Origin of the sequence: Gandjariella thermophila, from assembly GCF_005405885.1 — a bacterium.
Lineage (GTDB): Bacteria > Actinomycetota > Actinomycetes > Mycobacteriales > Pseudonocardiaceae > Gandjariella > Gandjariella thermophila.
Map to the genome: position 1 here is coordinate 131344 of NZ_BJFL01000003.1, position 19497 is coordinate 150840.

The following is a 19497-nucleotide window of genomic DNA, read 5'->3' on the forward strand; positions in this document are numbered from 1 at the left end:
GGGCCGACATGGGCCGAACTGGCACGGCCAGGGGGCCTACCGTAGTGCCATGACCGCTTTCACGCCGCAGCCGCGGCCGTGCTGGATCGCCGGGCAGCCCGAGCAGGGCGTGCGGGACCTGACCGTGCAGCATCCCTACGACGGCACCGAGATCGCCACGGTCGCGGTGCCCGGTCCGGAGCAGGTCGAGCGGGCGGTCGCCGCGGCGGCCGCGGTCGCCGGGGAGTTCCGGCGCAGCCCCGCGCACCTGCGGGCGGCCGCGCTGGATCACGTCTCCCGCGGCTTGGCCGAGCGGTCCGAGGAACTCGCCGAGCTGATCACCGCGGAGAACGGCAAGCCGCTGAAGTGGGCCGTGGCGGAGGTGAACCGGGCGGTGTCCACGTTCCGGTTCGCCGCCGAGGAGGCCCGCCGGTTCACCGGCGAGCTGCAGCGGCTGGACACCGACCCGGCCGCCGAGGGCCGGCTGGCGATGATCCGCCGGGTGCCGCGCGGCCCGGTGCTGGGCATCTCCCCGTTCAACTTCCCGCTGAACCTGGTGGCGCACAAGGTGGCGCCGGCGATCGCGGTGGGCGCGCCGATCGTGGTCAAGCCCGCGCCGCGCACCCCGCTGTCCGCGCTGGTGCTGGGCGAGTTGCTGGCCGAGACGGACCTGCCGGCCGGGGCGTTCTCGGTCCTGCCGGTGGGCAACGAGGAGACCGTCGCGCTGGTGCGGGACGAGCGGCTGCCGGTGGTGTCGTTCACCGGGTCCGGCCCGGTCGGCTGGTCGATCATGGATGCGGCGCCGCGCAAGCACGTGGTGCTGGAGTTGGGCGGCAACGCCGCCGCGGTGGTCTGCGCGGACTGGTCCGACCTGGACTTCGCGGCGAAGCGGATCGCCACCTTCGGCAACTATCAGGCCGGCCAGTCCTGCATCGCGGTGCAGCGGGTGCTGGTCGAGCGGGCGGTGGCGGACGACTTCCTGCCCCGGCTGCTGAACGCGGTGCGCGCGCTGCGCACCGGCGACCCGCACGACCCGGACGTGGAGGTCGGCCCGCTGGTCGACGAGGCGGCCGCGGAACGCGTCGAGCAGTGGATCGCCGAGGCCACCGCGGCGGGGGCGAAGGTGCTGGTCGGCGGGGGCCGGCAGGGCTCCACCGTGGAACCGACGGTGCTGGCGAACGTGCCGGCCGACGCGAAGGTGTGGACCGAGGAGGTGTTCGGGCCGGTACTCGCGGTGTCCACTGTGGACAGCGTGGACGAGGCGCTGACGCGGGTGAACGACTCGGCGTACGGGTTGCAGGCCGGGCTGTTCACGCGCGACCTGCGGGTGGCGTTCCGGGCCGCGGCGGAACTGGAAGTCGGCGGGCTGATCGTCGGCGACGTGCCGTCCTACCGCGCGGACCAGATGCCCTACGGCGGAGTGAAGGGCTCCGGCTTCGGCCGGGAGGGTGTCCGCTCGGCCATGGCCGACCTCACCGAGGAACGCGTCCTCGTGCTCACCGGCATCGACGTTTAGGCCAGCCCCTGGTCGAAGGCGAGCACGCGGTCCGGGTCGTAGCGCCGGGCCACCTCGCGCAGCCGGGCGGCGTTGTCGCCGTAGTAGGCGCCGGCCCAGTCGCGCAGCGCCGGATCGACATAGTTGACGTAGGCGGCCGCGCCGAGCAGCCCGGCCAGCCCGTCCCGGACCGCGCCGACCGTGCGCGCGGCCGAGCGCTGCCCCGCGGCATCCGTTCCCCGGTAGATCTGCACCGTGGCCAGGGCGGAGCGGTGCGGGAACGCGGTGGCGTCCGGCCGCACCCCGGCCACGGCGCCGCCGAGCGAGTCGAACAGCAGGTCGGTGCCGCGCTGGCCGGCGACGAGCGCGGCCACCCGGTCCGGGTCGGCGGCCGGTGCGGCCAGCACCGCGGAGGACGCGACGAAGGACTCCCGGCCGAGTTGCCCGCCGGCCTCGGCCGGCCGGCAGGACGCCACGCTGCGCTGGCCGCACCCGGCGAAGTACCGCATCGCGTCCAGGTAACCCTTGGCCTGCGCGTACCGGCTGGCAGGCGCCGTGCCGACCCGCCGGACGAGGTCGTCCAGCAGCGGGCTCAGCCCGTCCGGCGAGCCCACGTAGCAGCCGCCCACCCGCACCGAGGGCGGCGAGCCACCGGAGACGACACAGTTGGTCCACAGCTCGTCCGGCGCGCCGCGCACCCACTGCTGCCAGCCGCCGAGCACCGCGCCGGCCGACCCGGCGGGGAACGTCAGGGCGAACACGGTGAGGTCGGGAGCCGGCTCGGTGCGGAAGGTGAACGAGGTGACGACGCCGAAGTTGCCGCCGCCACCCCCGCGCAGCGCCCAGAACAGGTCCGGCTCGGCGTCCTCGGCCACCGCGCGCAGCCGGCCGTCCGCGGTGACCACGCTCATCGCGCTGACCCGGTCGCAGGTCAGCCCGTACTTCCTGGTCAGCACGCCCACGCCGCCGCCGAGGGTGAGCCCGGCCACGCCTACCGAGGGGCAGGACCCGGCCGGCAGGCAGCGGCCGGCCGCGGCGAGGGCCGCGTACACGTCGATCAGCCGGGCGCCCGCGCCGACCACGGCGGTGCCGTCCGGTCGCACGTCCACCCCGGCCATGCCGCCGAGGTCGACCACCAGCCCGCGGTCCGGGGTGGAGTAGCCGGCGTAGCTGTGCCCGCCGCTGCGCGCGGCGACCGGGATGCCGGACCGGGCGGCGGCCTCCAGGCAGGCCTGCACGTCCTCGGGCCGGGCGCAGCGGGCCACCGCGGCCGGCCGCCGAGCGTCGAACAGGGGGTTGTACGAGCGCCGCGCGGCGTCGTAGTCGCGGTCGCCGGGCAGCACCAGCGTGCCGGCCAGCCGGGCCCGCAGCGCGGACCAGTCCGGTGGCCCGCCCGCGGCCGGCGTGGCCGGGAGGGTGGTCGGCGTGGCGGCCACCGACGTGGCGGGCGGCCCCGCCCTGCCGCATGCGGCCGTGGCCGCGCTCGTCGCCACGGTGACCGCCGCCAGCCCGGCGACCCGTAGGAACGCTCTTCTGCCGATCAACCCCCGCACCTCCCGATCATGGGACGCGCCGGGGGCCGCCGGGTTGTTCAGCCGGAGGGTCGGTCCGCGTGGATTCGCCGGATCGGCGCAGCGGCGGCCGGCGTCAGGATGCGGACGGCAGCCGCAGCGCGCCGGGCGCGCCCTCCGGGACCACCGGGCGGCTCGGAGGCACCGGCGACACGCGCCGGTAGCCGTCACCCGGCGCGGGCCGGGGGTCGGGCTCCCCCTTGTTCGGCCACATGGCGAGCGCCCGCTCGGCCTGCGCGGTGATGGTCAGCGCCGGGTTCACGCCCAGGTTGGCGCTGATCGCCGAACCGTCCACGATGGACAGCGTCGGGTAGTTGTGCACCCGGTGGTACGGGTCGATCACCCCGTGCTCGGGGTCCGAGGAGATTACGCAGCCGCCGATGAAGTGGGCGGTCAGCGGGATGTCGAAGATCTCGCTCCAGGTACCGCCGGCGATCCCGCCGATGTGCCGCGCGGCGGACTGGGTGGCCTCGTACGCGGCCGGAATCCAGGTGGGGTTGGGCTCGCCGTGCCCCTGCCGGGAGGTGAGCCGGCGGCGGCCGAACCAACCGCGCCGGGTGTAGGTGGTCAGCGAGTTGTCCAGGGCCTGCATGACCAGCAGGATCACCGTCCGCTCGCTCCACCGGCGCACCGAGAGGTTGCGCACCGTCAGCAGCGGGTGGCGCAGCACGAACGTCAGGAACTGCCGCCAGCGCGGGGTGGGCAGGTCGCCGCGGGTGGCGAAGGTCTGCAGCAGGCCCATCGCGTTGCTGCCCCTGGCGTAGCGGACCGGCTCGATGTGGGTGTCGGAGTCGGGATGGATGGACGACGTGATCGCCACTCCTCGGCTGAAGTCGCGGGCCGGGTCCACCCGGTCGGCCTTGGCGCCGACGATGGCCTCCGAGTTGGTCCGGGTCAGCTCGCCCAGCCGCGCCGAAAGCCGCGGCAGTTCACCGGAGTCCTTCATCCGGTGCAGCAGTTGCTGGGTGCCCCAGGTGCCGGCGGCCAGCACCACCTGGCGGGCGGTGAAGGTGCGGCGGCCGGCGCGCAGCTTGCCGCCGGTGCGCCGGGTGTCCACCTGCCACGAGCCGTCCGGCATCGGGTGCAACCGGGTCACCGTGGTCAGCGGGAACACCGTGGCCCCGGCTCGCTCCGCCAGGTACAGGTAGTTCTTGACCAGCGTGTTCTTCGCGCCGACCCGGCAGCCGGACATGCACGCGCCGCACTCGGTGCAGCCGGTGCGGTCCGGGCCGGCCCCGCCGAAGAACGGGTCCCGGACACGCTCGCCGGGCGTACCGTAATACACGCCAACCGGCGTCGGGTGGTAGGTGTCGGGCACGCCGAGGTCCACCGCCACCTTCTTGATCACCTCGTCCGACGGTGTGGTGGACGGCTGGGTGACCACCCCGAGCATCCGGCTGGCCTGGTCGTAGAACGGCAGCAGCTCGTCCTTCCAGTCGGTGATGTGCGCCCACTGCCGGTCGGCGTAGAACGCGTCCAGCGGCCGGTACAGCGTGTTCGCGTAGACCAGCGAGCCGCCGCCCACGCCCGCGCCGGCCAGCACCATCACGTCGCGCAGCAGGTGGATGCGCTGGATGCCGTAGCAGCCGAGCTGCGGCGCCCACAGGTAGCGGCGCAGGTCCCAGGACGTCTTGGCGAACTCGTCGTCAGCGAACCGCCGGCCGGCCTCCAGCACGGCCACCCGGTAGCCCTTCTCGGTCAGCCGCAGCGCGGCCACGCTCCCGCCGAAGCCCGAGCCGACCACGACGACGTCGTAGTCGGTGTCGTTCGAACGGTTGTTACTGACGAGTTGGCCACCCATGCCGCAAAGATTAAGTGAACCTCGCGGTTCCGCCTAGCCCCGCCGGCGACCGATCACCCGCGGATGCTCAGGCCGACCTTCTGGAACTCCTTGAGATCGGAGTACCCCGTCTTGGCCATGGCCCGGCGCAGCCCGCCGAACAGGTTGGTCACCCCGCGCGGGTCCACCGACGGCCCGAACAGCAGGGTCCGCAGGTCGAACTCCTGGTCCAGGGCCACCGAAATATGGCTGCGCGGCACCGAGGGATGCGCGGCCGCCGCCGTCCAGTACAGGCCCTGGCCGGGCGCCTCGGCGGCCGCGGCCAGCGGCTCGCCGAGCATCACCGCGTCCGCCCCGCAGGCCACCGCCTTGGCGATCTCGCCGCTGGTGTGCACGCCGCCGTCGGCGATCACGTGCACGTACCGGCCGCCGGTCTCGTCCAGGTAGTCCCGTCGGGCGGCGGCCGCGTCGGCGATCGCGGTGGCCATCGGCACGCCGATGCCGAGAACCGAGTCGGTGGTGGTCACGCCCGGGGTGTAGCCGTAGCCGACGATCACGCCGGCCGCGCCGGTGCGCATCAGGTGCATGGCGGTGCGGTAGTCGCCGATCCCGCCGGCGATCACCGGCACGTCCAGGTCGGCGATGAAGCGCTTGAGGTTCAGCGGCTCGCCGTCCCTGGCCACATGTTCGGCGGAGATGATGGTGCCCTGCACGACCAGGATCTCCACCCCGGCGGCGAGCAGGTCCGGGGTGAGCTCGGCGGCGCGCTGCGGGCTGACCCGCACGGCGACCGTGACGCCGGACTCGCGCACCGTCTTGATCGCCTCGGCCAGCAGGTCCATCTGGATCGGTGCGGCGTGCAGCTCCTGCAGCACCCGCACCGGCGCGGCCGGGTCGTCGTCCTCGTCCACGGTGCGGATCAACCGGTCGAGCACGTCCTCCACGTCGGCGTGCCTGGCCCACAGGCCCTCGGCGTTGAGCACGCCGAGCCCGCCCAACTCGCCGACGGCGACCGCCGTGCCCGGCGAGACGATCGCGTCGGTGGGATGGGTGACCAGCGGGATCTCGAACCGGTAGGCGTCGATCTGCCACGCGGTCGAGACATCCTTCGACGACCGGGTGCGCCGGGACGGGACGATGTCCACGTCACCCAGGCCGTACACCCGCCTCGCGGTGCGCCCCATGCCGATCTCGACCAGGTCCCGCACGTCTGTCCTTCCTCGACTCCGCTGTCCGACCGCGAGGTCAGCCGCGCACCGTGTAGTTGGGCGCCTCGACGGTCATGGTGATGTCGTGCGGGTGGCTCTCCTTCAGGCCCGCCGCGGTGATCCGCACCAGGGCGGCCTGCTGCAGTTCGGCGATGCTGCGCGCACCCGTGTAGCCCATGGCGGAGCGCAGCCCGCCGACGAGTTGGTGCGCCACCTGAGCCAGCGGGCCACGGTACGGTACCCGGCCCTCGATGCCCTCCGGCACCAGCTTGTCCTCGGAGAGCACGTCGTCCTGGAAGTACCGGTCCTTGGAGTAGGACCTGGCCCCGCTGCGGGACTGCATCGCACCGAGCGAGCCCATGCCACGGTAGGTCTTGAACTGCTTGCCGCCGACCAGGATCACGTCGCCGGGTGCCTCGGCGGTGCCGCCGAGCAGGCTGCCCAGCATCACCGAACTGGCCCCGGCCGCGATGGCCTTGGCGATGTCCCCGGAGTACTGGATGCCGCCGTCGCCGATCACCGGAACCCCGGCCGGCCGGCACACCTGGTCGGCCTCGTAGATGGCGCTGATCTGCGGCACGCCCACCCCGGCGACCACCCGCGTGGTGCAGATCGAGCCGGGGCCGACGCCCACCTTGACCGCGTCCGCGCCGGCCTCCACCAGGGCCTTGGCCCCGGCCCGGGTGGCCACGTTGCCGCCGACCACGTCGACGGAGTCGCCCAGTTCCCGCTTGAGCTTGCCGACCATCTGCAGCACCCCGCGGGAGTGGCCGTGCGCGGTGTCCACCACCAGCACGTCCACCCCGGCGTCGACCAGCGCCATGGCCCGCTCGTAGGCGTCCTCGCCGACGCCGACCGCGGCACCGCACAGCAGCCGGCCGTCCGGGTCCTTGGTGGCCAGCGGGTACTGCTCGGTCTTGACGAAGTCCTTGACGGTGATCAGGCCACGCAACTTGCCGGCGCCGTCCACGATCGGCAGCTTCTCCACCTTGTGCCGGCGCAGCAGGCCGAGCGCGGCGTCCGCCGTCACCCCGACCTGGGCGGTGACCAGCGGCGCCTTGGTCATCACGTCCCGCACCGGCCTGCCGTGGTCGACCTCGAAGCGCATGTCCCGGTTGGTGATGATGCCGACCAGGGTGCCGTCGGAGTCGGTGACCGGCACACCGGAAATGCGGAACCGGGCGCACAGCGTGTCCACCTCGGCGAGCGTGTCGTCCGGCGAGCAGGTGACCGGGTCGGTGACCATGCCCGCCTCGGAGCGCTTGACCACCTCGACCTGCGCGGCCTGCTGCTCGATCGCCAGGTTGCGGTGCAGGATGCCGATGCCGCCCTGGCGGGCCATGGCGATGGCCATCCTGGCCTCGGTCACCGTGTCCATCGCCGAGGACACCAGCGGGGTGCGCAGGGTGATGTTGCGGGACAGCTTCGTCGAGGTGTCGACGGCGCTGGGGATGACGTCCGACTCCGCGGGCTGGAGCAGGACGTCGTCGAAGGTCAGGCCGAGCATGGCGAACTTCGGCGGGACTCCGGGGTCGGAGAGCTCGCTGGTCATAGCCTTCTGACTTGCCTTCCTGGGGCGCTGGTGGCGCGCTTGGGGACGGGGGTCTTCGCAGGCGATGGCGGTTACCACCCATGGTATCTGGACGCGCGGGGGGTCCTTGCCGGTACCGTGCGAGGTCGTGCCGCACGATGCGTTGCCACCAGACCCGTTCGCCGGTGACCCGGAGGACCCCGCGCGGGAGATGGGTGAGCCGGAAGAGCAGTCGTACCAACCGATCGGCGACGCCGAACGCGCCGAGCTCATCGGTGACCTCAGCGACCTGGCGGTGTACCAGGCGCTGCTGGAACCCCGCGGAATCCGCGGCATCGTGGTCGACTGCGGGGACTGTGAGGAGCCCCACTACCACGACTGGGAGTTGCTGCGGTCCAGCCTGGAGCAACTGCTCACCGACGGCCGGATGCGCCCGCACGAGCCCGCCTACGATCCCGATCCGGCGTGCTACGTGAGCTGGGAGTACTGCCGAGGGTTCGCCGACGGGGTCACCGCGAACGAGAACGCGCGCTAGCCGCGCGCCACACCGGGCGAAACGCCAGCACCCCACGGATCGTGGTCCGTGGGGTGCTTGGGCTCGTGGTCCGTGGGGTGCTTGGGCTGCGTCGGCGGTCAGCCGCCCGGCGGGATGAGCGGGGTCGAGTCGCCCGGCTTGTCCGAGCGGGACCCGGTGCCGCCGGACTGCGTCCCGGTCGAACTGGTGGGCGGCGCGGTGGACGTGCTCGGCGCCGGCGACGTGGACGGGTTCGGCGTGGTCGACGGCGTGGTCGACGGCGGACTGCTGGACGAGGCCACCGGGCCACCGGGCGCCGGGACGGCCGGGTTGGAGTTCGGGTAGCTCGGCGTGGTGGTGCCGGTCGCGGGCGGGTTGGCGCTCAGGCGCTGGACGAGTTCCTCACGTCTGGCGGCCAGGTCGGCCCTGCCGTCCTCGCGGGACACCGTGGGCAGCGAGACCTGCGCCTTGGCCAGGGCGCTGCGGGCGTCGGCGATCCGGCCGGCGGAGATGGCCAGGCCGGCGCGGTCCAGCTCGTTACGCACCGACGCGGCGGCCTCCACGGAGCGTGCGTGGTCGGAGTACAGCACCCGGGTCAGCCCCCACAGCGGGTCGCCGGGCTGGGCGTCCCTGGCGGCGAGGCCGACACCGGTGAACGCGATGGCCAACACCGCCGCCGCGGTCGCCAGCGGGACGAGGAAGCGGTGGCGGGTACGGACCGGCTGTCGTCCGGCGGCGATGGTGGTCACCGCGGTGTCGGTGTCGACCAGCTCCGGGATGGGCTCGCCGTCGACGTCCCGGCGCCAGGCCAGCAGCAACTCGTTGAGCTCGTGGTCGGCCAGCGATCCGGTCAGCTCGGCGTCGGGCCCACCCAGGGCGTCCAGCAACGCGTCGTCGACCTGCACCGCGGTGAATTCCGCTGCCTCGTGGTTGGTGTTCGCCGCGGGGTCCGCGCCTTTCGAGACGGACGCCGCATCGGGCCGGGCGGAACGCGCCACCCGATCGTCACTGTGCTCGTGCTGCTCGGCCACCTAGACCACCTCCTCCGCAGCCAGCGTCTTGCGGAGACGGGCCAGTGCGCGGTGTTGCGCGACTCGCACCGCGCCCGGTGTCGAGCCGACCGCCTCGGCCGTCTCCTCCGCCGACAACCCGACCACCACCCGGAGCAGCAGGATCTCGCGCTGCTTGTCGGGCAGGATCCTCAGCAACTGGGCCATCCTCTCGGACAGCTCACCATGCATGGCGCGCTGCTCCGGCCCAGCATCGGTTTCCGGTGCATCGGGAACTTCAGGGACTGGCTCCGAACGGTTCCGTGCGGCCGAGCGATGTGCATCGGCCACCTTGTGTGCGGCGATGCCGTACACAAAGGCCAGGAACGGTCGCCCCTGGTCGCGGTAGCTGGGCAGCGCCGTAAGCACCGCGAGACACACCTCCTGGGCGACGTCGTCCGCCGAAGCGAAGGATCGTTCCTGCCTGCCGACTCGGGCGCGGCAGTACCGCACCACCAGGGGACGGATAAACGCCAGCAGACGCTCTATCGCCTGACGGTCGCCCTCGACGGCAGCGCCCACGGCGGCGTCCAGTCCGTCCCCCACGTTGGTCATCGCAGCAAACAGCCTTGGTGTTACCTCTAGGCGATCCGACAACAGGTGACGGCACGGCGGGCGCGAGCGCCGCACGTACCGTCGCTGTTCACGGTACCGCCCGCGGCCAAGCCCGCGGCGCGGTGGTCGGTGCGAAACGCCGGTGTGTCCTGCGAGATGTCCGGGACGGGGATGAATCGGCGCGACACGATCCAGCCCGGCGAACCTCCGCCGGGCTGGGCAGACAGGGCCGGTCCCGGGCGTCGTGCTGACTCGAAGAGGAACCGGTGGGGAGCCGGAGTGCAACTCAAGAGACGAGACCGCGACGGAAGCCGTGGGCGACGGCCTGGGCCCGGTCACGGACGCCGAGCTTGCGGAACAGCCGCCGCGCGTGCGTCTTCACCGTGTCCTCGGACAGGTAGAGTTCCCGCCCGATCTGGCCGTTGCTCTTGCCCTGGCTCATCCCCCGCAGGACCTGCAGCTCGCGCTCGGTGAGCTGCACGCCCGGGTCGGAGGGCTGCCGGGGCGCCGGCACCGCTGTGCTGGCGAGGGTGTGCGCCAGCGCGGCCACCAGCTCGGGACGGGACGCGTCCCAGCGCAGGTAGCCTCGGGCACCGCCGGCGATGGCGGCCGCGATGCTGCCGGCGTCGTCGGGGGCGCCGAACACGATCACGTTCGCCTGTGGGTTCGCGGAGACAAGTCGCCTGGTCGCTTCCACACCAGTCGGGACGGCGCGCTGGGTGCCAACCAGTACGACGTCGGCCGGCTGCCGGGAGTATCGGGCCAGCAACTCGTCACCGTGTGCTACGCAGTCGATGCGACTAACCCCGGGGACAGCCGACATCACACGGGTGAGACCCTCCCGCACGCTGCGCCGGTCATCGCAGATCAGGACCGTCGTCACGGGGACTCCTTCCTGCAGCCGAGTGACGTTCCTCTTCCCCTATCGGACGCCAGCGGCCCAACCTTGACACGATCCGGTGCTTTATCCGTCAAGAACTTCAATCGGGGGGTCGCATTCAGGGGTTCCCCGGAACGGACCAAGGAAACGCGAACCCTCAGCAGACGCTGCCGTGTTTGCCCCGCACAACGCCGGAGCCGCGCCAAAAACCGCAGGTCGAAACGGTCAAGTCCGGGATCATCCCGGCGCACGCCGGGCAGCCCAGGAACCACCAACAGTAGAGCCCGCGGCCAGCCGTCGATCCAGAAACCGTGACGAGGACGTGACCTAGGACACATCTGAAACGGGACCGGCGACCGCGGCGGGACGGCCCTGCGGCCCGCGCGGGGAGGGCTGTTCGGCCTGGTCGACGCGGGTTGGACGGGCTATCGGGGCTCGCCGAGCACGGCCCGCTCGATGCGGTCCGCCGCCCGGGCCAGCTCGTCCAGCGCCTCCACCCGGGACGGCAGGTCGACGGCGCCCCAGCCGGGGCCGCCGACGAACAACCGCACCCGCTGGCGGGTACGGGGCAGCGCGCCGAGCACGGCGGGGTCCGCGCAGCGCGGTAGCGCGGCCCACAGGAACACCGCGGCCGGCGCGGTCCGGCGCACGGCAGCGGCCAGCGCCTCCGCCGGCAGGGCGGGGCCGAGCAGTTGGGCGCCGACCCGCCGCTCGGCGAGCACCGCGGCGAGCGCCCGAAGCGGCAGGCAGTGCCGGTCGTCGGGGACGCAGGCGAGCAGCACGGGGCGGGGGTTCACCGGCGAGGGCGCCGCGGCGACCACCCGGCCGAGCACGGTGAGAAGGCACTCGCTGAGCAGGTGTTCGAACTCCACGCCGGCACCGGAGTGTTCCCAGCGCTCGGCCACCGCCCCCATGACGGGGCGCGCCACCCCGTCCCAGGTGGCTACCACGCCGTCCGCGGCGATCGCGTCGCCCAGTAGCTGCTGCACTCCGGCGGCGTCCATGGCCAGCACCGCGCGGCCCAGCCCGCGGGCCCGCCGGGACGCCCCGGGCATGCGCAGCCCCCGGCCACCGCTGCGGAACATGCCGCCCGCCTCGGCCACGAGGTCGCCCGCCGACGCACGTACCCCCGCGGCGCCGGCATTCCACCCCGCGGAGGCGCGGACTCCCTGCGTGCCGGCATCCAGTTCCGAGGCACGCAGCGGCATGCCCGGGGTAGCGCCGAGGTCGGTGAGGTCGAGCGCGCCGCCGGTCGCGGTCGCCGGCGGGTCGGCGGCCAGCGGGGCCGGCCGGCGGGGCGTGTTACCCCCTCGGAAGCTGGACGCGGGCGCGGCCAGCGCGTACCTGGCCGCCTCGGCCGGCGAGGCACCGCGCAGCAGGGCCTGCTGCATCAGTTCCAGCCTGGCGATGTCCTTGGGCCCGTACCGGCGGTGCCGGCCGGTGGTGTGCCCGCTGGGGCCGAGGCCGTAGCGCCGGTCCCAGGTGCGCAGCGTGGCTGGCGCCACACCCAGCCGGCGGGCGACGGCGGCGACGGTCAGCGCCGGCTCGCCGGCGTCGTCGGCCGCCCGACCTGGTTCGTGATCGCCGCCATCGGCCCGGCGACCACCGCGCGCTCCGGCGCCGTCCGGCTGCGTCATCACGTGGACATGGTCCGTTCACCTCATACGGGGAGCAACTTGATCGCACTCGCCCACCGACCGCGTTGGAGCCTACCCGTCAGGGGGGTTTGGCCAATCTTTGACGGGAAGCCTCTTGAACAAGTATTGGCGCGGTTCTAGCGTGAGCACGTTACTCCAAACGGAGCAGTCCTGCGCGAAACCCGCAGGTAGGGGAGGCGATCACGATGGCGGACACCCGGAGGCTTCCCGGCCCCAACGCCGACGTGTGGGACTGGCAGCTGCGCGGTGCCTGTCGGGGAATGGACAGCGCGTTCTTCTTCCACCCTGACGGGGAGCGGGGCCCCGCGCGTGCTCGGCGGGAAGCCCGTGCCAAGGCGATCTGCCGAACCTGCCCGGTGCTGCAGCTGTGCCGGCGGCACGCGTTGGCCGTGCAGGAGCCGTACGGCATCTGGGGTGGGCTGTCAGAGTCCGAACGCGACGCGATCATCAAGTCCCGCAAACGCCAGTTGGCCCTCGCGGGCAGCTAGTCCACCGGCGACGTGTGACAGGGGGTGCCCGGCGGTGACGCTGGCAACGGTGCAGTGGGTGCAGTGGGAACAGGTGGTCGACAACGCCGCACTGTTCGGCTGGTCGGTGTTGGTCATCGTGCACGTCATGCTGGCGGTCGCGGCCACGCGAAGCGTGGCGCGGTGCCGCCTGCAGGGCCCGCGGGCGAAGGCGCGGTGGGTGCTGGGGGCCTGGCTGTTGCCGCTGGTGGCCGTGGTGTGGTTCGTCATCGGGCGGCGGGTGCTGAACCGCAGGCACCAGGCCGCGCGCGCCGCGTGCGAGACGGTGCCACACCGGTAGCCGGGCGTGCCGGACGTGCCAAGGGGGCGGCATCCCGAGGATGCCGCCCCCTCGCTCGCCTGGCGAACGCGGCACGTGACGCCGGAAAGCGCGTCCCGCGCCGTGGAACCGTCAGCGCCGGTTCCCGAACGCGCGCCGCGTTCCCGTGCTCGCCATCGCAGGTGCGTCCCGTTCCGGAACAGGCTGTCAGAAGCCCGGCCCGTGGCCGTGACCGTGGCCGTGACCACCGGCGGCGGCCTCCGGCTCCTCTTCCTTCTTCTCCACCACGGAGCTTTCCGTGGTGATCACCATGCGGGCGATGGACGCCGCGTTGGTGACCGCGGAGCGGGTGACCTTGACCGGGTCCACCACGCCGGCCTCGACCAGGTCGCCGTAGGAGAGGGTGGCGGCGTTGAAGCCGTGGCCCCAATCCAGGTCACGGACCCGCTCGACCACCACCGCGGCCTCCACGCCGGAGTTCGCCGCGATCCAGTACAGCGGCCAGGTCAGCGCGTCGCGGACGATGGCCACGCCGGTGGCCTCGTCGCCGGTGAGGCCGAGGTTGCCGGCCAGCTCCTTGGCGGCGTGCACCAGCGCCGAGCCGCCGCCCGGGACGATGCCCTCCTCGACCGCGGCCTTGGTCGCCGCCACCGCGTCCTCGACCCGGTGCTTGCGCTCCTTCAGCTCGGTCTCGGTGGCCGCGCCGACCCGGATCACCGCCACGCCGCCGGACAGCTTGGCCAGCCGCTCCTGCAGCTTCTCCCGGTCCCAGTCGGAGTCGGTGGTCTCGATCTCCTTGCGGATCTGCTCGGCGCGGGCGCTGATGTCCGCCGCCTTACCGCCGCCGTCGACGATCGTGGTGTCGTCCTTGGTGACCACGACGCGCCGGGCGGTGCCGAGCACGCTCAGGTCCGCCTCGGACAGCTTCATGCCGACCTCGGTGGAGATCACCTGGCCGCCGGTGAGGGTGGCCAGGTCGTCCAGGAACGCCTTGCGGCGGTCGCCGAAGTACGGCGCCTTGACAGCGCACACCCGCAACGTCTTCCGCAGCGCGTTGACCACGAGCGTGGACAGCGCCTCGCCCTCGACGTCCTCCGCGACGATCAGTAGCGGCTTGCCGGACTCGGCGATCTTCTCCAGCAGCGGGAGCAGGTCCGGCAGGGACGAGATCTTGTCCCGGTGCAGCAAGACGTACGCGTCCTCCAGCACCGCCTCCTGCTCCTCCGAGTCGGTGACGAAGTGCGAGGAGAGGAAGCCCTTGTCGAACTGCACGCCCTCGGTGATGTCGAGGTCGGTGGACAGCACCGAGGACTCCTCCACGGTGATCACGCCGTCCTCGCCGACCTTCTCGATGGCCTCGCCCAGCAGCGCGCCGATCGACTCGTCGCGGGAGGCGACCGTGCCGACCTGGGCGATGTTGTCCCGCCCCTTGACCGGGGTCGCCTTGCTCTTCAGGGCGTCGACCACCGCGTTGGCCGCGGCATCGATGCCCCTGCCGAGCGCCGTCGGGTTGGCGCCGGCGGCCACGTTGCGCAGGCCCAGGCGGACCATGCCCTGGGCCAGCACGGTGGCCGTGGTGGTGCCGTCACCGGCGACGTCGTTGGTCTTGGTGGCGACGTTCTTGGCGAGCTGGGCGCCGAGGTTCTCGAACGAGTCGTCCAGCTCGATCTCGCGCGCGATCGTGACGCCGTCGTTGGTGATGGTGGGGCTGCCGAACTTCTTGTCCAGCACGACGTACCGGCCGCGCGGGCCGAGGGTGACCTTCACCGCGTCGGCGAGCTTGTTCACCCCACGTTCGAGAGCGCGACGAGCGTCCTCGTCGAAGCTGATCTGCTTGGCCATTGCCTGCCTTCCTCTTGACGAGACGCCCTGGTGGCCCCGGATCTACCCGGAGCCACCAGGGCGATCATCAGCGAGTCGTCACTTCTCGATGACGGCCAACACGTCGCGGGCGGACAAGATCAGGTAGTCCTCGCCGTTGTACTTGACCTCGGTGCCGCCGTACTTGGAGTAGATGACGGTGTCGCCGACCTTGACGTCGAGCGGGATCCGGTTGCCGTTGTCGTCAACCCGGCCCGGGCCGACCGCGAGGACCTCGCCCTCCTGCGGCTTCTCCTTGGCGGTGTCCGGGATGACGATGCCGGACGCCGTCGTCGTCTCGGCCTCGGCCGCCTTCACGAGGATCTTGTCCTCGAGCGGCTTGATGTTCACCTTGACGTCTACGCTCGTCACGGTGTGACCTCCACGGGTCTTGGAAAGTTTTGGCAGGTACCGACGGCTCCTGCCACCCCGCCGTCGCGGGTGCCGGGGCGGGCCGGCGCCGTGCAACTAGCACTCTACCCATGAGAGTGCCAAACCCTCAACGCACCCGCCCCTCGAGTGTTCGCCCCGGTCAGCGGCCGGTCTCCGGGACAGGAGCGGCCGCCGGTCGGCACCGCCTCCGCGTCCCGGTGCGGCCGGTGGAACCGGAAGGCGCCCGCCGCTCGAGGTCAGCCGCGAGAAGGTGGGAGAGCGAGTCCGGCTGTGTCAGAATGTTGCCCTGCCACAAGATCACGGGCCTTCTGGGGGCCGGGTGTGCCTCGACAGCGACGAGGACGGTGAGCGCGCGAGCACCCTCGCGGGACGCTCCGCGGAGTGGTTGCTGTCCCGGTCCCGGGAGTTGATCGCGCGGGCCCAGGCGGTACCGCTGGACGGCCAGGCCGCGGCGCTCGCCGAGATGGAGGCCCTGCTGGCGGAGGCCCGCCGCCGCGGCGATCCGCTGCTGTTCCTGCGCATGCTGGCAGACACCAGCGGCACCCGGGTGTCCTCGGTCGGCGCGGGGCACCGGGCCGACCACCTGATCGCCGAGTTGCTGGACCACACCCAGCGGCACGGGTTGTGGCTGCACGAGGTCAAGGCGCACGCGCAACTGGCCAGGCAGGAGGTGTTCGCCGGCCGGGACGACGCCGCGACCAGCCAGGTGGCCATGGCGCTGGCGGTGCTGGACCGCGGCGGCGAACGCTACCCGTGGTACCCGGAGGACGCCTGGCGGAACACGCTGAGCAGCACCCTGAACGATCTGGCGATGGTGCTCTCCCAACTCGGCCTGTTCGAGGAGGCCGACCCGCTGCAGGCACGCGCGCAGCGCATGGCCGAGGAGGACGGGCGCCACCACCCGCTGGCCGTCAACCTGCTCAACCGGGTGGGGCTGTCGCTGGGCTGGGCGCTGCGGCTGGAACGCGCCGGCCGGCCCGCGGAGGCCGCCACCCGGTTCGCCGCCGCGGCCGGGTTCGCCCGCGCGATCGAGGAGCCCTGGTCCCGCTCGCTGTATCCGGACCGGGACCGGCCCGCGGCCGAGGTCCAGCCGGTGGTCGGCGCGGCACACGCCATGGCCGATCCCGGCCCGGCGCACCTCGACCGGCTGGCCGCGCTCGTGGGCCGGTCGCTGGACGCGCGGGACAGCATCGCCGTGGCCATCGCGACCGGCCGCTGCCTGGACCGTGCCGGGCGCCGGGACGCCGCGGTGCGGGCGCTGCGCCGGACGCGCGAGCGGCTGGCCGGCGACTCGTCCGAGCCGTCCCTGGCGGTGTCGCTGGCCTACGAGATCGCCCGGTTGTCCGAGTCCGTGCCGGCGAAGCTCGCCTACGCCGACGCGCTGGAGGCGGAGTTGTGGGCGGTGCACGAGGCGCGGCTGGCCACCGTGCGCACCCGCGTCGACCACGCCCGCCTGGACAGGCAACATCGCGAGACGGTGGCGCAGGCGTTGCGTGACCCGCTGACCGGCCTGCCCAACCGCCGCGCGCTCGCCGACGCGCTGCGGACCGCGACCGTGGAGCCGGAGTGGACACCGCTGGCCCTCGCCCTGGTCGACCTGGACCACTTCAAGCCGGTCAACGACCGGGGCTCGCACGCCGTCGGCGACGCCGTGCTCCGGGCCGTCGCCCAAGCCCTGCGCGACAGCGTGCGCGGTGACGACACGGTGGCCCGCTACGGCGGCGACGAGTTCGTCGTGGTGTTGCCGCGCACCGCGCTGCCGGCGGCGGAGGCCGTGCTGACCCGGATCGTCCGGGCCGTCGCCACGCTCCCGGCCGCCCAGGCGTACGGCGTCACCGCCTCGGTCGGGGTGACCGTGCTACGGCCCGGCGAGCCGGCCGACGCGGCGCTCGGCCGCGCCGACGCCGCGATGTACGCGGCCAAGCGCGACGGCGGCAACCGGGTCCGGTGCAGCGGCGCGGACGCGGCCCGGACCCCCGCGTCCAGCCAACCCTGACCGCCCGCCGTACCACGCGGGCCGGGGCACGGTCGGCGTCGCGGTCAGGCGGGCTGGTGGAAGGCGCCGGTGCGTATGGCGCCGAGGAAGGCCGACCAGGTGGCGGCGGGGAACACCAGCGCCGGCCCGGCCGGGTTCTTGGAGTCCCGCACCGCGGTCCGGGTGTCCCCCGGCCAGGCCACCTCGACGCAGGCGCCGCCCTGCTGGTTACTGCGGCTGGACTTGCGCCACGCGACGCGGGAAAGGTCCGCTCCGGTCATCGCCGCCCCACTCCTTCGCCCGGATCAGCTCAGCATGCCGGCGATCACCTGCGCGGTGTCCCGTGGCCGCAAGGACAACCGGGCCAGCCGGTCGAAGACCAGCTCGTCCATCACCTGCTTGCCGCCCACCGTGCGGTTCAGCACAGGCTCGTCGATGATCGCGTACAGCTTAACGGCGTGCAGGGGACGGAACGGCGCGACCTCCGTTCGGATCAGCGTCGGACACGATCGAGTGAGAAAGGGAAATCCGCACCGGCCTGCCGAGGTCCGCGGATAGCCTCCCGCGCGGCGGCGCGCTCGCCCGGGGTAACGACCCGTTTGTCCACAGAAGACAGTGGCAACTACCGGCCCCCTTCCGTTACGGAGACACTCGATGACCGTGCCCAGCGACGTCCGAGCCTTCAACCGCGCGATCATCGAGGAGTTCCGCGCCAACAACGGGCGGGTGAGCCACGACATGCTCAGGGATGCCGCGCTGGTCCTGCTGACCACCACCGGGGCGAAGAGCGGCCGGCCACACACCACGCCGCTGGCCTACTTCACCGACGGCCCCGGCCGGATCGTGCTGTGGGCCTCGGCCATGGCCGCACCGGCCCACCCCGCCTGGTACCACAACCTGGCCGCCAACCCCCGGGTGGCCATCGAACTGCCCGGCGACTCGGGCACGGTGCGACGCTTCGAGGGCATGGCGAGCACCGCGCAGGGCGCGGAACGCGAGCGCCTGTTCGACATGCTGCGTGAGGCCAGCCCGCACATCGCAGCGCACCAGGAGCGGACCGACCGGCAGATTCCGCTGGTCGTCGTCGAGTACCCCGGCTGACTCCCGCTCCGCGCGGGAGCACCTCAGCGCCTGTTCCTGAACAGGCTGTCAGATGGACACGGTGCTCACCGGGAGCGCCGGGTCGGCGGCGATGTCCAGTTCGGACGGTGCCACGTCCGCGGCGACGAGGTGCGCGCCAAGCGCGGCGATCATCGCGCCGTTGTCCGTGCACAGCCGGGGCCGGGGCACCCGAAGCTCGATGCCGGCCTCGGCGCACCGCTCGCCGGCCAGCCCGGACAGCCGGGAATTGGCCGCCACCCCGCCGGAGATCACCAGCGTGCCCACGCCCAGTTCGGTGGCCGCGCGCACCGCCTTCGCGGTGAGCACGTCGGCCACCGCCTCCTGGAAGGACGCGGCCACGTCGGCCAGCGGGATCGGCTCGCCAGCTCGCTCGCGCTCCTCCACCCAGCGGGCCACCGCGGTCTTCAGACCGGAGAAGGAGAAGTCGTACTTGGCGTCCCGGGGGCCGGTCAGCCCGCGCGGGAAGGCGATCGCCTCCGGGTTGCCCTGCTTGGCCAGCCTGTCGATCGGCGGGCCGCCCGGGTAGGGCAGGTTGAGCACGCGGGCGACCTTGTCGTACGCCTCGCCGGCCGCGTCGTCGATGGTCGAGCCGATCTCGGTGATCTTCGTGGCCAGGTCCTCGACCAGCAGCAACTGGGTGTGGCCCCCGGAGACCAGCAGGGCCAGGCAGGGCGAGGGCAGCGGGCCGTGCTGCACGGTGTCCGCGGCCACGTGCCCGGCCAGGTGGTTCACCCCGTACAGCGGCTTGCCCAGCACGGCGGCGTACGCCTTGGCCGAGGCGAGCCCGACCAGCAGCGCGCCGGCGAGCCCGGGGCCGGCGGTGACCGCGACCGAATGCACGTCTTCCAGACCGAGGCCGGACGCGGCCAGGGCGCGGCGCGCGGTCGGGATCATCGCCTCCAGGTGGGCGCGGCTGGCCACCTCGGGCACCACCCCGCCGAACCGGGCGTGCTGCTCGACGCTGGACGCCACCTCATCGGCCAGCAGCTCCACCCGTCCGTCGTCGTACAGCCGGACCACGCCCACGCCGGTCTCGTCGCAGGAGCTCTCGATACCCAGCACGATCCGTTCGCTCATGGCCTCTTCTCCACGAGAAAGCGCGGGCCGCTCATACCGCTTTCCCCGCGAGTCCGCGCGCCCA

The 19497-nt window shown here is 72.9% G+C and carries 18 protein-coding genes; 6 read left to right on the forward strand and 12 right to left on the reverse strand.

All coding sequences use genetic code 11. The annotated features are described in order from the left end of the window. The first annotated feature begins 49 nt into the window (after nt 1-49). Nucleotides 50-1495: an aldehyde dehydrogenase family protein gene (locus FFT21_RS04460; protein ID WP_137812459.1), complete on the forward strand. Its 1446-nt coding sequence runs from the start codon at nt 50-52 to the stop codon at nt 1493-1495. Here FFT21_RS04460 and FFT21_RS04465 read toward each other — a convergent pair. The 4 genes from FFT21_RS04465 to guaB all read right to left on the reverse strand — a co-directional run bounded on the left by FFT21_RS04465 (nt 1492) and on the right by guaB (nt 7585). Beyond that, a complete protein-coding gene (locus FFT21_RS04465) occupies nt 1492-3027 on the reverse strand; it encodes an FAD-binding oxidoreductase (RefSeq protein WP_137812460.1) in 1536 nt (511 codons plus the stop codon). The two genes, FFT21_RS04460 and FFT21_RS04465, sit on opposite strands and share 4 nt — an antisense overlap. A 94-nt stretch (nt 3028-3121) precedes the next feature. After that, nucleotides 3122-4846, reverse strand: a complete 1725-nt coding sequence (locus FFT21_RS04470) for an FAD-dependent oxidoreductase (RefSeq protein WP_137812461.1) — start codon at nt 4844-4846, stop codon at nt 3122-3124. A gap of 53 nt (nt 4847-4899) precedes the next feature. Further along, a complete protein-coding gene (locus FFT21_RS04475; protein WP_137812462.1) occupies nt 4900-6033 on the reverse strand; it encodes a GuaB3 family IMP dehydrogenase-related protein in 1134 nt (377 codons plus the stop codon). A gap of 37 nt (nt 6034-6070) precedes the next feature. Next, a complete protein-coding gene (gene guaB / locus FFT21_RS04480; RefSeq protein ID WP_137812463.1) occupies nt 6071-7585 on the reverse strand; it encodes an IMP dehydrogenase in 1515 nt (504 codons plus the stop codon). A 127-nt stretch (nt 7586-7712) separates the two neighbouring features. Between guaB and FFT21_RS04485 the strand changes: the two genes are divergently transcribed. Then, complete coding sequence (locus tag FFT21_RS04485) at nt 7713-8099, forward strand: DUF5319 domain-containing protein (protein WP_225978093.1); 387 nt, start codon at nt 7713-7715, stop codon at nt 8097-8099. A 98-nt stretch (nt 8100-8197) separates the two neighbouring features. Here the strand turns inward: FFT21_RS04485 and FFT21_RS04490 are convergent, their stop codons facing one another. From FFT21_RS04490 to FFT21_RS04505, 4 genes are all read right to left on the reverse strand, one after another. Continuing rightward, a complete protein-coding gene (locus FFT21_RS04490; protein WP_137812465.1) occupies nt 8198-9109 on the reverse strand; it encodes an anti-sigma-D factor RsdA in 912 nt (303 codons plus the stop codon). After that, a complete protein-coding gene (locus FFT21_RS04495) occupies nt 9110-9682 on the reverse strand; it encodes a sigma-70 family RNA polymerase sigma factor (protein WP_137812466.1) in 573 nt (190 codons plus the stop codon). A 286-nt stretch (nt 9683-9968) separates the two neighbouring features. Next, nucleotides 9969-10565 carry a response regulator transcription factor gene (locus FFT21_RS04500; protein ID WP_137812467.1) on the reverse strand — a complete coding sequence of 199 codons (597 nt, stop codon included), beginning with the start codon at nt 10563-10565 and terminating at the stop codon, nt 9969-9971. Between the two features lie 422 nt (nt 10566-10987). Further along, nucleotides 10988-12199 (reverse strand): MerR family transcriptional regulator, encoded by a 1212-nt coding sequence (locus FFT21_RS04505; RefSeq protein ID WP_137812468.1) that lies wholly within the window; start codon nt 12197-12199, stop codon nt 10988-10990. A gap of 206 nt (nt 12200-12405) precedes the next feature. Here FFT21_RS04505 and FFT21_RS04510 point away from each other — a divergent pair, with 206 nt between their 5' ends. Beyond that, entirely contained in the window at nt 12406-12708 is a 303-nt protein-coding gene (locus FFT21_RS04510; RefSeq protein WP_137812469.1) for a WhiB family transcriptional regulator, read from the forward strand. Between the two features lie 34 nt (nt 12709-12742). Continuing rightward, nucleotides 12743-13027: a hypothetical protein gene (locus tag FFT21_RS04515; RefSeq protein ID WP_137812470.1), complete on the forward strand. Its 285-nt coding sequence runs from the start codon at nt 12743-12745 to the stop codon at nt 13025-13027. Nucleotides 13028-13213: 186 nt separating this feature from the next. Here the strand turns inward: FFT21_RS04515 and groL are convergent, their stop codons facing one another. Both groL and groES read right to left on the reverse strand, forming a co-directional pair. Further along, the gene (gene groL / locus FFT21_RS04520; protein WP_137812471.1) at nt 13214-14848 is read right to left on the reverse strand and encodes a chaperonin GroEL; all 1635 of its coding nucleotides are present in this window, start codon (nt 14846-14848) and stop codon (nt 13214-13216) included. Between the two features lie 78 nt (nt 14849-14926). Then, nucleotides 14927-15238, reverse strand: coding sequence for a co-chaperone GroES (gene groES, locus FFT21_RS04525; RefSeq protein ID WP_137812472.1), 312 nt, complete (start codon nt 15236-15238; stop codon nt 14927-14929). 340 nt (nt 15239-15578) lie between these two features. Between groES and FFT21_RS04530 the strand changes: the two genes are divergently transcribed. Continuing rightward, nucleotides 15579-17255, forward strand: coding sequence for a GGDEF domain-containing protein (locus FFT21_RS04530; protein WP_137812473.1), 1677 nt, complete (start codon nt 15579-15581; stop codon nt 17253-17255). 44 nt (nt 17256-17299) lie between these two features. Here the strand turns inward: FFT21_RS04530 and FFT21_RS04535 are convergent, their stop codons facing one another. After that, nucleotides 17300-17515 carry a DUF397 domain-containing protein gene (locus FFT21_RS04535; protein ID WP_137812474.1) on the reverse strand — a complete coding sequence of 72 codons (216 nt, stop codon included), beginning with the start codon at nt 17513-17515 and terminating at the stop codon, nt 17300-17302. 373 nt (nt 17516-17888) lie between these two features. On the opposite strand from FFT21_RS04535, the gene FFT21_RS04540 reads away from it, so the two are divergent. Then, nucleotides 17889-18335, forward strand: a complete 447-nt coding sequence (locus FFT21_RS04540; protein WP_137812475.1) for a nitroreductase/quinone reductase family protein — start codon at nt 17889-17891, stop codon at nt 18333-18335. A gap of 48 nt (nt 18336-18383) precedes the next feature. On the opposite strand, the gene tsaD is transcribed toward FFT21_RS04540, so the two are convergent. Beyond that, on the reverse strand, nt 18384-19433 hold the full coding sequence (gene tsaD, locus FFT21_RS04545; protein ID WP_137812476.1) for a tRNA (adenosine(37)-N6)-threonylcarbamoyltransferase complex transferase subunit TsaD: 1050 nt from the start codon (nt 19431-19433) through the stop codon (nt 18384-18386). Nucleotides 19434-19497 lie beyond the last annotated feature (64 nt).